At 64.8% G+C, this 14,552-nt stretch carries 11 protein-coding genes; 6 read left to right on the forward strand and 5 right to left on the reverse strand.

The window, feature by feature from the left end; all coding sequences use genetic code 11:
* Position 1: 1 nt before the first annotated feature.
* The 3 genes from JYG34_RS08385 to JYG34_RS08395 all read left to right on the forward strand — a co-directional run bounded on the left by JYG34_RS08385 (position 2) and on the right by JYG34_RS08395 (position 2,657).
* Positions 2-826 carry a mechanosensitive ion channel family protein gene (locus JYG34_RS08385; protein ID WP_213660266.1) on the forward strand — a complete coding sequence of 275 codons (825 nt, stop codon included), beginning with the start codon at positions 2-4 and terminating at the stop codon, positions 824-826.
* A 113-nt stretch (positions 827-939) separates the two neighbouring features.
* Complete coding sequence (sigX, locus tag JYG34_RS08390; protein WP_044487874.1) at positions 940-1,506, forward strand: RNA polymerase sigma factor SigX; 567 nt, start codon at positions 940-942, stop codon at positions 1,504-1,506.
* A gap of 110 nt (positions 1,507-1,616) precedes the next feature.
* Positions 1,617-2,657 (forward strand): OmpA family protein, encoded by a 1,041-nt coding sequence (locus tag JYG34_RS08395; RefSeq protein ID WP_213660267.1) that lies wholly within the window; start codon positions 1,617-1,619, stop codon positions 2,655-2,657.
* A gap of 240 nt (positions 2,658-2,897) precedes the next feature.
* Here the strand turns inward: JYG34_RS08395 and JYG34_RS08400 are convergent, their stop codons facing one another.
* From JYG34_RS08400 to JYG34_RS08415, 4 genes are all read right to left on the reverse strand, one after another.
* The gene (locus JYG34_RS08400) at positions 2,898-4,568 is read right to left on the reverse strand and encodes a bifunctional protein-serine/threonine kinase/phosphatase (RefSeq protein ID WP_213660268.1); all 1,671 of its coding nucleotides are present in this window, start codon (positions 4,566-4,568) and stop codon (positions 2,898-2,900) included.
* Positions 4,565-5,776: a nitrate/nitrite transporter gene (locus JYG34_RS08405; protein WP_213660269.1), complete on the reverse strand. Its 1,212-nt coding sequence runs from the start codon at positions 5,774-5,776 to the stop codon at positions 4,565-4,567. Before JYG34_RS08405 ends, JYG34_RS08400 begins: the two co-directional genes overlap by 4 nt.
* 184 nt (positions 5,777-5,960) lie before the next feature.
* Entirely contained in the window at positions 5,961-6,536 is a 576-nt protein-coding gene (locus tag JYG34_RS08410) for an ANTAR domain-containing response regulator (RefSeq protein WP_213660270.1), read from the reverse strand.
* Positions 6,537-6,545: 9 nt separating this feature from the next.
* On the reverse strand, positions 6,546-7,760 hold the full coding sequence (locus tag JYG34_RS08415) for a CmpA/NrtA family ABC transporter substrate-binding protein (protein WP_213660271.1): 1,215 nt from the start codon (positions 7,758-7,760) through the stop codon (positions 6,546-6,548).
* A 126-nt stretch (positions 7,761-7,886) separates the two neighbouring features.
* Here JYG34_RS08415 and JYG34_RS08420 point away from each other — a divergent pair, with 126 nt between their 5' ends.
* On the forward strand, positions 7,887-8,909 hold the full coding sequence (locus JYG34_RS08420; RefSeq protein WP_213660272.1) for a quinone-dependent dihydroorotate dehydrogenase: 1,023 nt from the start codon (positions 7,887-7,889) through the stop codon (positions 8,907-8,909).
* Between the two features lie 179 nt (positions 8,910-9,088).
* Here JYG34_RS08420 and rmf read toward each other — a convergent pair whose 3' ends face one another.
* Positions 9,089-9,304: a ribosome modulation factor gene (rmf, locus tag JYG34_RS08425; RefSeq protein ID WP_003248687.1), complete on the reverse strand. Its 216-nt coding sequence runs from the start codon at positions 9,302-9,304 to the stop codon at positions 9,089-9,091.
* Positions 9,305-9,853: 549 nt separating this feature from the next.
* Here rmf and rlmKL point away from each other — a divergent pair.
* Together rlmKL and JYG34_RS08435 are read left to right on the forward strand one after the other, a co-directional pair.
* The gene (gene rlmKL, locus JYG34_RS08430; protein WP_213660273.1) at positions 9,854-12,046 is read left to right on the forward strand and encodes a bifunctional 23S rRNA (guanine(2069)-N(7))-methyltransferase RlmK/23S rRNA (guanine(2445)-N(2))-methyltransferase RlmL; all 2,193 of its coding nucleotides are present in this window, start codon (positions 9,854-9,856) and stop codon (positions 12,044-12,046) included.
* A gap of 93 nt (positions 12,047-12,139) precedes the next feature.
* Entirely contained in the window at positions 12,140-14,536 is a 2,397-nt protein-coding gene (locus JYG34_RS08435; protein ID WP_213660274.1) for a sensor domain-containing diguanylate cyclase, read from the forward strand.
* The last annotated feature ends 16 nt before the right edge of the window (positions 14,537-14,552 follow it).

Genomic DNA, 14,552 nt, shown 5'->3' on the forward strand with positions numbered 1-14,552 from the left:
TATGGAACTCGATCTCTGGACCCAGAGCCTGGTCACCGCCATGACCGCCCTTTGGACCAAGGTGGCGAACTTCATCCCCAACCTGTTCGGCGCGCTGGTCGTGGTGCTGCTTGGTTTCGTCGTGGCCAAGCTGCTCGACACCCTGCTCTCCAAGGTGCTCGCCAAGTTCGGCCTCGACCGCCTGATGAGCGGCACCGGGCTGACCAAGATGCTGGCCCGGGTCGGCATCCAGGTGCCGATCTCGACGCTGATCGGCAAGGTCGTCTACTGGTTCGTGCTGCTGATCTTCCTGGTTTCGGCCGCTGAGTCGCTTGGGCTTGAGCGGGTTTCGGCAACCCTCGACATGCTCGCCCTGTACCTGCCCAAAGTGTTCGGCGCGGCGCTGGTGCTGCTGGCCGGTGTGCTGCTGGCACAACTGGCCAATGGCCTGGTGCGCGGCGCCGCCGAGGGTATCGGCCTGGAGTACGCCGCAGGCGTCGGGCGTATCGTCCAGGGCCTGGTGATCATCATCAGCATCTCGGTGGCCATCAGCCAGCTGGAGGTCAAGACCGACCTGCTGAACCACGTGATCGTCATCGGTTTGATTACCGTTGGTCTGGCCGTTGCACTGGCGATGGGCCTGGGCAGCCGTGAAATCGCCGGGCAGATCCTGGCAGGAATCTATGTGCGCGAGCTGTATCAAGTAGGCCAGCAGGTGCGTATTGGCGAGGTCGAAGGGCATATCGAGGAGATCGGCACGGTCAAGACGACGCTACTCACTGATGATGGCGAATTAGTGTCGTTTTCTAATCGCGTGCTGCTCGAGCAGCGCGTGAATAGCCGCTAACCGCACAAAAGCTGTTAATGTATGCCGCCGCGAAATCGGCCCAAGGGGGCCGAGCGGCGACATTGACCTGACTGTCGGCCAGATCCGTTTTGAATAAAGTTCATTCGCCGCCCATGCGCTATGACCCCCGGGAGCTCACCGACGAGGAGTTGGTGGCGCGTTCGCATGAGGAGCTGTTTCACGTTACCCGCGCCTATGAGGAACTCATGCGGCGCTACCAGCGGACGCTGTTCAACGTCTGCGCGCGCTACCTGGGGAACGATCGGGATGCCGACGATGTCTGTCAGGAGGTGATGTTGAAGGTGCTGTACGGGCTGAAGAACTTCGAGGGCAAATCGAAGTTCAAGACCTGGCTCTACAGCATCACCTACAACGAATGCATCACCCAGTACCGCAAGGAGCGTCGCAAACGAAGGTTGATGGATGCCTTGAGCCTGGACCCTGTCGAAGAGGCGTCCGAGGACACGGCACCGAAGCCTGAAGAAAAAGGCGGGCTGGATAAATGGCTGGTGCATGTGAACCCGATCGACCGGGAAATCCTGGTGCTGCGATTTGTCGCAGAGCTGGAATTCCAGGAGATCGCGGACATCATGCACATGGGCCTGAGCGCCACGAAAATGCGCTACAAGCGTGCGCTCGACAAGCTTAGAGAGAAATTTGCAGGCCTGGCTGAAACTTAGTCGGCTGCAAATACCTCTAACCAACCGGCAAGTTCTGCTAGACTAGCCGTCGAGTTGTCCCCCGGATGTTGGTGGGACTGCTTAACTATCACCAGATGGGGATTTAACGGATGAAATTGAAAAACACCTTGGGCTTGGCCATTGGTACTCTCGTAGCCGCTACTTCGCTCGGTGCTCTGGCACAGGGCCAAGGCGCGGTCGAAATCGAAGGCAACGTCACCAAGCAGTTCTACGATAGCGAGCGCAACTTCAAGAACGACGGCACCAACCCTGGTGTTCGCCTCGGTTACTTCCTGACCGACGACGTCTCCCTTGACCTGGGCTACAACGAGACTCACAACGCTCGTGGCGAAGTCTTCAACAAAGACATCAAAGGCTCGAAAACCAAGCTGGACGCCACCTACCACTTCGGTACCGTCGGCGATGCACTGCGTCCGTACGTTTCCGCTGGTTTCGCTCACGAGAGCCTGGGCCAGGCCACTCGCAGCGGCCGTGACCACTCCACCTTCGCCAACGTTGGCGCTGGCGCCAAGTGGTACATCACCGACATGTTCTTCGCCCGTGCCGGCGTTGAAGCCATGTACAACATCGACAACGGCAACACCGAGTGGGGTCCGACCGTTGGTCTGGGTCTGAACTTCGGTGGCAGCGGTGGCCAGAAAGCCGCTCCTGCGCCGGCTCCAGTTGCCGAAGTCTGCTCCGACAGCGACAACGACGGCGTCTGCGACAACGTCGACAAGTGCCCTGACACCCCAGCCAACGTTACCGTTGACGCTGATGGCTGCCCGGCTGTTGCCGAAGTCGTTCGCGTTGAGCTGGACGTCAAGTTCGACTTCGACAAGTCGGTCGTCAAGCCAAACAGCTACGGCGACATCAAGAACCTGGCTGACTTCATGAAGCAGTACCCACAGACCACCACCACCGTGGAAGGTCACACTGACTCCGTCGGCCCAGACGCTTACAACCAGAAGCTGTCCGAGCGTCGTGCCAACGCTGTCAAGCAGGTCCTGACCCAGCAGTACGGCGTAGAATCGAGCCGTGTTAGCTCGGTTGGCTACGGTGAGACCCGTCCGGTCGCCGACAACGCCACCGAAGCTGGCCGCGCCGTTAACCGTCGCGTAGAAGCTCAGGTAGAAGCCCAGGCCAAGTAATTGGTTTGACGCTTCACGAAAAACCCGGCCTCGGCCGGGTTTTTCTTTGCCTGCTGTTCAAGAGCGCCAGATCGCCCGGCTCCTTGAGCTTCGTGCGGGAAACAGGGTTATCTGTAGGAGCGGCTTCAGCCGCGAATCAGGCGACGCGGTCTCTGCTACCCGCTTCGCGGGTGATCGCGGCTAAAGCCGCTCCTACAGGTGCTGCGCCAAATCAATGGGCTATGAGCGCCGGCTTGCGGTTCATCCCTTGAGCAGGGCGAGCAGTAGTACCAGGTTGAATAGCAGGGACAGTAGCGCCACTGTTCGCCACACCTTCAGCGGCTCACGCTCCAGCAGCGGGCGTGGTCGATCGGGCAGTTCCTGTCGATCCCCGCGCTCAAGCAGCAACAACCACTGTTCAGCCGTCTCGAAGCGGTACGCTGGATTGGCGGCCACCGCCTGCTCCAGATTGCGCTGCAACCACTCAGGCAAGTCGGGGCGATAACGAGCGGCACTGACTGGAGCGCCGAAACGCGGCCGCTGGAAGGCTTCGATCTCACCGTAGGGGTAGTGCCCTGTCAGCAAGTGGTACAGCGTCACACCCGCCGCATAGAGGTCCTGGCGCGGGCTGGGTGGCTGGCCATCGAAGGCTTCCGGGGCGATGTACGACGGCGTACCGGGCAGGGTGTGGGGCAAGTCCTCGGACAACCCCGGGCAGTAGGCCAGGCCGAAGTCCAGCACACGCAACTGACCATCGCTGCCCAGATGCAGATTTTCCGGCTTGATATCGCGATGCAACAGATTGCGCCGATGCAGTATGCCGACCGCCTGCAACAGCTGACGGGCAACTTCCAGCCACTGTGGCAGGGGCAAAGGGCCGTGGTTGGCGAGCAGGCAGGCGAGGGTGGTACCTGGATACTCGCGCATCAGGTAATACAGGTGTTGGCGTTGGCTGGCCGGGTGCGTCTCGGGAAAGTGCCGGCCGGCGACCCGGCGCAGGAACCACTCTTCCAGCAGCAGGCCCTGGGTCGCCTTGAGCTCTACCTCGCGGGTTTCGGGCAACGTCTTGAGCAACCAGGCTTGGCCGTGGTCATCCCGCACACGATAGAGCAGTGACTGACGGCTTTGGCTGAGCATTCCTTCGACCGTCCAGCCATCGACCATTTGCCCGCTGCGCAAGGCGCCGGGCAGTGGCCATTGTTGCGACTGTGCCAGTGTATCGGCGAGGTTGGCCGAGCCCAGCGCATCGATACGGACCAGCAAGGCGCTGGCGTTGTCCTGGCTACCGCAAAGATGAGCGCAGGCCACCAGTGTATCGACGACTTCCTGCAGGTCTGGCTGTTCACGCAGGATCGCCTGGATATGCGTGTCTCCCAGGCTGGTCCAGACACCGTCGCTGAGCAGCAGGAAGCACTCGCCTTCGTGCAGGTCGCCCTCCAGGTAGTCCACCAGCAGTTGCTGGTCCAGCCCCAGGGCGCGCTTGAGCACGTGCTGCATGCCCGGCTGGCCCCAGACATGGTCCTCGCTCAGGCATTGCAGGCGGCCCCCATGCCAGCGGTACAGGCGGCAATCGCCGACATGGGCGAGGGTGAAGCGTCGACCGCGCAGTACCAGGGCGCTAAGGGTGGTCAACAGGGGCTGGCCATTGCCCTGGGCGCGCAACCAGCGGTTCTGCGCCAGCAGCAGACGGTCCAGGGCCTGGGCCACGCTCCAGGTGGCGGGTGTGGCGTAGTAGTCCAGCGCCAGTGCCTGCAGGCTGGCCCGTGCCGCCAACCCGCCATCGGCGCACTGGCTGACGCCATCGGCGAGGGCGAACAGGTAACCCTTGCTGGCGGCCAGCTCCGGCGCGGGGGTGACCAGGCGCAGGGCGTCCTGGTTTTCCGCCCGCGGCCCAGTGGCGCTGGCCTGGGCGAAACTCAGGCGCAGGCTCATACCCGTGCTGCGGTGACCGCCGCCGAGCCCCAGGTGGTGCGCCAGCGCAGCTTGACGCCATGCAGGCCGAACCAGGCCAGCAAGCCGAGGCTGGCGAACAGCCACAAGCCCAGCTGGTAGTCGCCGGTATGCTGCTTGATGGCGCCCAATCCGGCCGCGAGGAGAAAGCCGCCGATACCACCGGCCATGCCGATCAGCCCGGTCATCACCCCGATCTCCTGGCGAAAGCGTTGCGGCACCAGCTGGAACACCGCGCCATTGCCGGCGCCCAACCCCAGCATGGCGCTGACGAACAGTGCCAGCGCGGCGGCCGCGCTGGGCAGGTTGAAACCAACCGCGGCGATGCACACGGCCGCCACGCCGTACATGGCCAGCAAGGTGCGGATGCCGCCGAAGCGATCGGCCAGGGCCCCGCCCAGCGGGCGCATCAGGCTGCCGGCGAACACGCAGGCGGCGGTGTAGTAGCCTGCGGTGACGGGGCTCAGGGCGTACTGGTCGCTGAAGTAGCCGGGCAGGGCGCTGGCCAGGCCGATGAAGCCGCCGAAGGTGACGCTGTAGAAGAACATGAACCACCAGCTGTCGCGGTCGCCCAGGGCCTTGAGGTAGTCAGCGATGGCTTTCGGTTTGGGGCGCTCTGGGGCATTGCGCGCCAGCAGGGCGAACAGCGCCAGGGTCAGCAGCAGCGGCAGCAGGGCAAAGCCGAATACATTGTTCCAGCCAAAGCCAGCCGCCAGGGCGGGCGCCAGCAGGGCGGCGAACACCGTGCCGGAGTTGCCGGCGCCGGCGATGCCCATGGCCTTGCCCTGGTGCTGTGGTGGATACCACTGCGAGGCCAGCGGCAGGGAGACGGCGAACGAGGCCCCGGCGAAGCCGAGGAACACGCCGAGCAACAGCGCCTGTTCATAGCTGTGCACGCCCAGGTGCCAGGCGCAGGCCAGGGCGACGATCACCACCACCTGGCCGATCAGGCCGGCGGTCTTCGGCGACAGGCGGTCCACCAGCAGGCCCATGGCGAAGCGCAGCAGTGCGCCGGCCAGGATCGGCGTGGCCACCATCAGGCCTCGTTGCTGGGCACTGAGTTGCAGGTCTGCAGCGATTTGCACCGCCAGGGGGCCAAGCAGGTACCAGACCATGAAACTCAGGTCGAAGTAGAGGAAGGCGGCGAACAGGGTGGGCACATGCCCGGATTTCCAGAAGCTCGTATTCATCGAACACCTCGTTGGGCGCACAACACAGGGGTGCAAACGCAAAGACGCCGCTGCCCGGTCCACGTTTGTGGAGAGGGGAGCGACGTCTTTGTCGGGGTTTGGGGGCAACCGCCGTTGGCTACCTGGCCTGTATTTCAGCAAGAGCCGGGCCAACTTCTTGGGGGCAGTCCAGAGGCGGTGGTGTTCAGCCGAGCATTTCGGACAGGGCGATGATCTGTTCCGCCACCTGGATCAGCTTCTGCTGGCGGCTCATGGCCTGGCGGCGCATCAGGGTGTAGGCCTGCTCCTCGTTGCAGTCCTTCATCTTCATCAGCAGCCCCTTGGCCTGCTCGATGCGCTTGCGTTCAGCCAACTGCTGGTCGCGGGCCTGCAGTTGGGCACGCAGCGCCTGGTCGCTCTCGAAACGCGCCATGGCGACGTCGAGGATGGGCTGCAGGCGTGCCGCGTGGATGCCTTCGATGATATAGGCGCTGACTCCGGCCTGGATCGCCTGGCGCATCACCCCGGGATCGTGTTCGTCGGTGAACAGCACGATGGGCCGTGGGTGGTCGCGGCTGACCAGCACCATCTGCTCCAGTACATCCCGGCCGGGTGACTCGGTATCGATCAGCACCACGTCCGGGCGCACCGTTTCGACGCAGCCGGGCAGGTCGATGGTCAGGCCGCCGGCCTCGATCACCTCGAAGCCCGCCTCGCTCAATGCGGCCTTGAGGCGGCCAACCTTCTTTTCGGTGTCGTCGATCAGCAGGATGCGCAACATGATCGTCCCTCAGTGTCCGACGCGCGCGCCGGGCGCCGCGTCCAGGGCGTGCAGGCTGAAGCTGCGCGCATAACCATGGGGGTCGCTGCCGTCCCAGCGGCTGCCGTCGATCAGCAGGCTGCTGCGCATCGGTCGTTCGGCGCAGGGTACGTGCAAGGCTTCGGCAGCCTCACGGTACAAGGCCATTTGCTGGACTTGGCGTGCCACATCGAGGTAATCCGGGTCTTCGCGCAGGATGCCCCAGCGGCGGAACTGGGTCATGAACCACATGCCGTCGGAGAGGTAGGGCAGGTTGGCGCGCCCCTGGTCGAACAGGCGCAATGCGTGGCGGTCCTGCCAGCGGTTGCCCAGGCCATCCTGGTAATCGCCGAGCAGGCGCGGTTCGATGCTGCTCACCGGGATGCCCAGGTAGCTGTCGCCACTGAGCAACTGTGCGGTGCCACGCCGGTTCTCGAGGTTCTGTTCGATGAACCGGCTGGCGGCGAGGACCGCCTTGATCAGTGCCCGGGCGCTGTTGGGGTATTGCTCGACGAAGCTGCGGGCGCAGGCCAGCACCTTCTCCGGGTGGTCCGGCCACACTGCCTGGCTGGTGGCCAAGGTGAAGCCCTGGCCCTTGGCGATGGCGTCGGCCGACCAGGGCTCGCCGGCACAGAAGCCGTCGATGCGCCCGGCCTGCAGGTGGGCGACCATCTGCGCGGGTGGCACTACCACGCTGTCGACGTCACGCAATGGGTGAATGCCCTGGCTGGCCAGCCAGTAGTACAGCCACATGGCGTGGGTGCCGGTGGGGAAGGTCTGGGCGAAGGTCAGCCGTGCGCCATGCTGGTGCACCAGCCGGGCCAGTGCCTCGGGGCTGGTCACGCCCTTGCGCTGCAGCGCAGGCGAGAGATTGATGGCCTGGGCGTTCTGGTTCAGGCCCATGAGCACCGCCATCTCCCTGGCTGGGCCGCCGCCCACGCCCAGCTGCACGGCATAGACCAGCCCGTACAGGCAGTGGGCGGCGTCCAGCTCGCCCCGGGTCAGCTTGTCGCGCAGGCCGGCCCAGGAGGCCTGGCGGTGCAGGTTCAGGGTCAGGCCCTGCTGCTGGGCGAAGCCCTGGGTGGCGGCCACGATCACCGAGGCGCAGTCGGTCAGGGCCATGAAACCGATGTCCAGGCAGGTCTTCTCGGGGGCATCGCTGCCGTTGACCCAGGCCAGGGGCATTGTCGGGGGGGCTGTATTCACGGGGCTCCTCGGGGGGGGCAGCGCAACTGCATGGAGCAGAAGAAGCAACCCATGTGCCAGGGCCCTGTCGCCACGGCGGCGCGCTGGCTATAATCGCCCCCTCACACACCGCGAGTCCGCCCGCCCATGTATACCCTGGCCCGCCAGCTGCTGTTCAAGCTTTCCCCGGAAACCTCCCACGACCTCTCGCTGGACCTGATCGGCGCCGGTGGCCGCCTTGGGCTCAATGGCCTGCTGTGCAAGCAACCGGCGGCGTTGCCGGTGAGCGTCATGGGCTTGAACTTCGCCAACCCGGTCGGCCTGGCCGCGGGCCTGGACAAGAACGGCGCGGCCATCGATGGCTTCGCCCAGCTGGGTTTCGGTTTCGTCGAGATCGGCACCGTGACGCCGCGCCCGCAGCCGGGCAACCCCAAGCCGCGCCTGTTCCGTATTCCCGAGGCCACCGCGATCATCAACCGCATGGGCTTCAACAACCTGGGTGTCGACAACCTGCTGACGCGGGTGCGGGCTTCGAAGTACAGCGGCGTGCTGGGTATCAACATCGGCAAGAACTTCGACACCCCGGTCGAGCGCGCCCAGGATGACTACCTGATCTGCCTGGAGAAGGTCTACAACGACGCCAGCTACATCACCGTCAACGTCAGCTCGCCCAACACTCCGGGCCTGCGCAGCCTGCAGTTCGGCGACTCGCTCAAGCAACTGCTCGATGCCCTGGCCGAGCGTCGCGAGCAACTGGCGGTGAGCAACGGCAAGCGCGTGCCCCTGGCGATCAAGATCGCCCCGGACATGAGCGACGAGGAAACCGCCCTGGTGGCGGCGGCGCTGATGGAATCGGGAATGGACGCGGTGATCGCCACCAACACCACCCTTGGCCGCGAAGGTGTCGAGGGTTTGCCCTTCGGTGGCGAGGCGGGTGGCCTGTCGGGGGCGCCGGTGCTGGAGAAGAGCACCCACACGGTGAAGGTGCTGGCGGGCGAACTGGGTGGCAAGTTGCCGATCATTGCGGCCGGTGGTATCACCGAGGGCCGTCATGCGGCTGAGAAGATCGCTGCAGGGGCGAGCCTGGTGCAGATTTACTCGGGCTTCATCTACAAAGGCCCAGCGCTGATTCGCGAGGCCGTGGACGCGATTGCCGCGATGCCGAGGTGAGCCCATCGCGGATGAATCCGCTCCTACAGGGGGCGTCGTTCCCGGTAGGCGCGGATTCATCCGCGAAGCAGTCGACACCGATTCAAGGCCATAAAAAAGGGCCCCTCAAAAGGGGCCCCTGGGCCGCAGCCCGCCGCCCGGATAGGGCGCGCATGGTAACTCGAATTCAGTGTCCTCGTTCAGCCAACGGCGTGATTTTCGTTGAGTCTATGAATGCCAGCGGTACCGGTCATGCCGTCCCAATTGTCGCCGCGACCTTCGCGCCAGCCGTTGATCCAGGCCTGGCGAACGGATGGCAGGTTGAAGGGGCAAAGCTCGCGGGATTTGCCGGTGACCCCATACTGGTAGCCACGTGAATATGCTCTTTCCAACGGATCACGCTTAAGTCTTCTCATAGGGTGTTGCCCTCACTTGTTGACTGTAATGTCCCGTCGGCCTCTCCGAGGCCGGGCAGAATCGTTCTGCCGGTGTGCGCCCGCTGCCGGCGTGGCGGGCTGAAAGTGCCGTCCCGTTGCGAGACGACCTAAGGCCAGTTCTAACGAATGCAGGTCACAGTGTGAATGATCGATTTGTCATAAGGACGTAACCTTTTCGAGGGTGAGGGGATAAGTAAATAAATGCGACTGAACCTTGTTTGCCGTTGAGCCCGCTATGATCAGGGTTTAACCAACATTGACGTCAATTGGCCAGCGTTGCTGGATGATGATCGTCATACTTGCTGATGCGACGAAGGGTCGCCCCTTGCGCCCAGCGTCCTGGAATTTTTAATACTGCCTGACGATCAAAGTTGCTTTCGCCAATGGCGTGGCGGCGATGCGTCGGGCGGCCCGGTCTTGCGGTTGGTCCGCAAGGCCACCCGGGCGCCTGCTGGAAGGCGTGCGGGCAAACAGCGGCAGGTCGCGCGTCGGCCTGTCATCTACCTAGCCAAAGGCTCTGGAACTCTCATGTCGGACCGTTTCGAACTCTACCTCACTTGCCCCAAAGGTCTCGAAGGCCTGCTCGCCGAAGAGGCGAACCACCTGGGCCTGACCGAAGTGCGTGAACACACTTCGGCCATCCGCGGCTCGGCCGACATGGAAACCGCCTATCGCCTGTGCCTCTGGTCGCGCCTGGCCAACCGGGTGCTGTTGGTGCTCAAGCGCTTCTCGATGAAGAACGCCGACGACCTGTACGATGGCGTGCATGCCGTCGACTGGGCCGAACACCTGGAAGCCGATGGCACCCTGGCGGTGGAATTCAGCGGCCATGGCTCGGGCATCGACAACACCCACTTCGGCGCCCTGAAAGTGAAGGACGCCATCGTCGACAAGCTGCGCAACCGCGAGGGTCTGCGCCCTTCGGTGGACAAGCTCGACCCCGACCTGCGCGTGCACCTGCGCCTGGACCGTGGCGAGGCGATCCTGTCCCTCGACCTGTCCGGCCACAGCCTGCACCAGCGCGGCTATCGCTTGCAGCAAGGCGCCGCGCCGTTGAAGGAAAACCTGGCGGCGGCGGTGTTGATCCGTGCCGGCTGGCCACGTATCGCCGCCGAAGGCGGCGCCCTGGCCGACCCGATGTGCGGCGTGGGCACCTTCCTGGTCGAGGCGGCGATGATCGCCGCCGACATCGCGCCCAACCTCAAGCGCGAGCGCTGGGGCTTCAGCGCCTGGCTCGGTCATGTGCCGGCGCTGTGGCGCAAGCTGCACGACGAGGCCCAGGCCCGTGCCCAGGCGGGCCTTGCCAAGCCACCGCTGTGGATTCGCGGCTACGAGGCCGACCCACGCCTGATCCAGCCGGGGCGCAACAACGTCGAGCGCGCAGGCCTGGGTGACTGGGTGAAGATCTACCAGGGCGAGGTGGCCAGTTTCGAGCCGCGCCCAGACCAGAACCAGAAGGGCCTGGTGATCAGCAACCCGCCCTACGGCGAGCGTCTGGGCGATGAAGCCAGCCTGCTGTACCTCTACCAGAACCTGGGCGAGCGTCTGCGCCAGGCTTGCATGGGCTGGGAGGCTGCGGTGTTCACCGGCGCGCCCGAGCTGGGCAAGCGCATGGGCATTCGTAGCCACAAGCAGTACGCATTCTGGAACGGCGCGTTGCCGTGCAAGCTGCTGTTGTTCAAGGTGCAGCCCGACCAGTTCGTCACGGGTGAACGCCGCCAGGCCGCAGTCGAAGAGGGCGAGCCCCGTCGCCAGGCCCCGGTGGCCAGCGAACCGGCGCGTCTGTCCGAGGGGGCGCAGATGTTCGCCAATCGCCTGCAGAAGAACTTCAAGCAACTGGGCAAGTGGGCCCGCCGCGAGCAGGTCGATTGCTATCGCGTCTACGATGCCGACATGCCCGAGTACGCCCTGGCAGTGGATCTGTACCAGGACTGGGTGCACGTCCAGGAATACGCCGCGCCCCGTTCGGTCGATCCGGACAAGGCCCAGGTACGTCTGCTCGATGCCCTGGCGGCAATCCCCCAGGCGCTGGGCATCGACCCGCAGCGCGTGGTGCTCAAGCGCCGCGAACGCCAGAGCGGCACTCGCCAGTACGAGCGCCAGGCCACCGAAGGCCGCTTCCAGGAAGTGACTGAGGGCGGCGTCAAGCTGCTGGTCAACCTCACCGACTACCTGGACACCGGCCTGTTCCTCGATCATCGCCCGATGCGCATGCGCATCCAGCGCGAGGCTGCCGGCAAGCGTTTCCTCAACCTGTTCTGCTATACCGCCACGGCCACCGTGCACGCGGCCAAGGGCGGTGCGCGCAGCACCACCAGCGTCGACCTGTCCAAGACCTACCTGGACTGGGCCCGTCGCAACCTGTCGCTCAATGGTTTCTCCGAGCGCAACCGTCTGGAGCAAAGTGACGTGATGGCCTGGCTGCAGAACAGCCAGGAAAGCTTCGACCTGATCTTCATCGACCCGCCGACCTTCTCCAACTCCAAGCGCATGGAAGGCGTGTTCGATGTGCAGCGCGATCATGTGGAACTGCTCGACTTGGCCATGGCGCGCCTGGCCCCCGGCGGGGTGCTGTATTTCTCCAACAACTTCCGCAAGTTCCAGCTCGACGAGCACCTGGGCGCGCGGTATGCCGTGGAGGAAATCAGTGCCCAGACCCTGGACCCGGATTTCGCCCGTAACAACCGCATCCACCGGGCCTGGCAACTGCGCCTGCGCTGAGTCGCGGGACTGCTGGCATGGCTTCTTGCTATTAGCTATAAAGTAGTAGGGGCGAAACCATTCGCAGGACGCTGACGTTGACGAGAGTTATCCATGTCGAACCCAGGCGTACCTGCGAAGCTGCCCGGCCGGCTCGGCGACGAGCTGTCCGCCTGGGGCGTGGCCCTGGCGGCGCTGGTCGTCGGGTGCCTGCTCACGGCTGCGCTGGCCACCGCCACCCATGCCTTCTACAAGCAGCAGTTGCGCCAGCGCTTCGAGCTGCTGGCCAGCGAACGCCATAGCCGCATCGCCGAACGTTTCGAGGAGCAGGAGCGGCGCCTGGACGGGTTGCGCCGTTTCGTCGGCTACTCCCGCGAAATCACCCCCCGCGAATTTGACGGCTATGCCCGGCCGCTGCTGCACCGCACCCAGGCCTATTCCTGGGCGCCCCGGGTGGCGGCCGACCAGCGTGAGGCGTTCGAGCAGCATGCGGGCGCCTTGCTGGCGCAGTCTTATCGCATCCGTGACCGGGATGCCCAGGGGGGCTGGCAGGACGCGCCGCCGCGCGCGTTCTACTACCCCGTGCTGTATACCCAGGCCGCGAGCCAGCAGGATCAGCCCTATGGCTTCGACCTGCGCGGCCAACCCCAGCGCGAGGCCACCCTGGCCCGCGCTTCCCGCCCGGGGAGCATGGCGGTGTCCGAGCCGCTGGACATGCTGAACGTGGAGCCTGCCTACACCCGTGGCCTGTTGATGGTCGCGCCAGTGTTCAGCGATGCGACGCCGCTGGATGGCCCGCCCGGCGGCTATGTCATGGCCTTGCTGAGCCTGCACCAGTTGATCGCCGAAAGCCTGCCGACGGCCGTCGATGACAGCCTGGTGGTACGCATCCTCGACCTGTCGACCGAAGACAGTCATGAAGTGCTGTTCGACTCGGGCAACAGGCCCGCGCAGATCGGGCTGGCCAGCAGCTTCCTGCTGCGCCTGGCCGATCATCAGTACCAGCTCGATATCCGGCCGAGCCTGGGCTTTCTGGTTGCCAACCGTTCCTCTGCCGTCCTGGTGGTCAGCCTGTTGGGTGGCTTGCTCAGCGTGTTGCTGGCGACGTTGCTGTTCAGCCTGTTCAGCCAGCGTCAACGTGCCCTGGGGCTGGTCGCCCGGCGCACCGCCGAGTTGCGGGTCAGCGAACAGTCGCTCAGGGAAACCCACAACCAGCTGCGCAGTGTGCTGGATGCCGCGACCCAGGTCGCGATCATCGCCACCAGCCTGCGCGGGGTGATCGGCACCTTCAATGCCGGTGCCGAGCGCATGTTGGGTTATTCGGCCGATGAGGCGCTGGGGCATCTCACCCTCGAGGATCTGGTCCAGCCCGAGGAGCTGCATCGCCGCGCCCACGCCTTGAGCGTGCGCTATGGTCGCGAGGTCGGTGCAGGCCAGGCGATGTTCGCCGAAACCGTGCAGGAAGCGGGGGGCGAGCCGGTGGAATGGACGCTGGTGCGCAAGGACGGCAGCCATTTGCTGGCCAACATGCTGGTGACTGCCGTGCTTGATGAGCAGGGACTTTGGGTCGGTTACCTGGCGATCTGCATCGATGTCACCGAGCGGCGGCGGGTCCATGAGGCATTGGCGGCCCGCGACCGGCTGCTGGAAAAGCTCAGTGCCGAGGTGCCGGGAGGGATCTATCAATATCGCCTGGATGCTGACGGCCACTCGTGTTTCCCCTACGCCAGCGCGGGGTTGCAGGACATCTACGAGGTTGACCTGGCCGAGTTGCGCCGGGACGCCAGCGTCGTGTTCGAGCGCATCCACCCCGACGACCTGGAGCAGGTGCGGCGCTCGGTACTGTATTCGGCCGAGCACCTGACACCCTGGCGCGAAGAGTACCGGGTGTGCCTGCCGCGGGCGGGGTTGCGCTGGGTCCGGGGGGAAGCGACGCCGGAGATCGGTGACCATGGTTGTACGTTGTGGCATGGCTACCTGACGGATATTTCCGACCTCAAGCGGGTGGAAGAAGAGCTGCGCGCGTTGTCGATCACCGATTCCCTTACGGGGATCCATAACCGGCGCTATTTCCAGGAGCGCCTGCGCATCGAGCTGGACCGTGCCCAGCGGGATGGGCAGGGGCTGGCGGTGATCATGCTCGACATCGACCACTTCAAGCGGATCAACGATCAGTTCGGCCATGCGGTGGGGGATCGGGTGTTGCGCAGCCTGTGCCAGCGGATCGGCCAGCGGTTGCGGCGTACCGATGTGTTCTGCCGGCTGGGTGGCGAGGAGTTCATGGTGCTATGCCCGGGGAACAACGCCGAACAGGCGCGCTTGCTGGCGCTGGAGTTGTGGCAGGGGGTGCGAAGCGTGCCGATAGAGGGGGTGGGGCGGGTGACGGCGAGTTTTGGCGTGGCCGGCTGGCGGGCGGGGGAGGGAGCGGATGCGTTGTTGTTGCGGGCGGATGCTGGGGTGTATGCCGCGAAGCAGGGGGGCAGGGACCGGGTGGAGGCAGAGTTGGGGTGAGATAGGTTCCGGCGGC

The sequence above is a fragment of the Pseudomonas entomophila genome, assembly GCF_018417595.1.
GTDB lineage: Bacteria > Pseudomonadota > Gammaproteobacteria > Pseudomonadales > Pseudomonadaceae > Aquipseudomonas > Aquipseudomonas entomophila_C.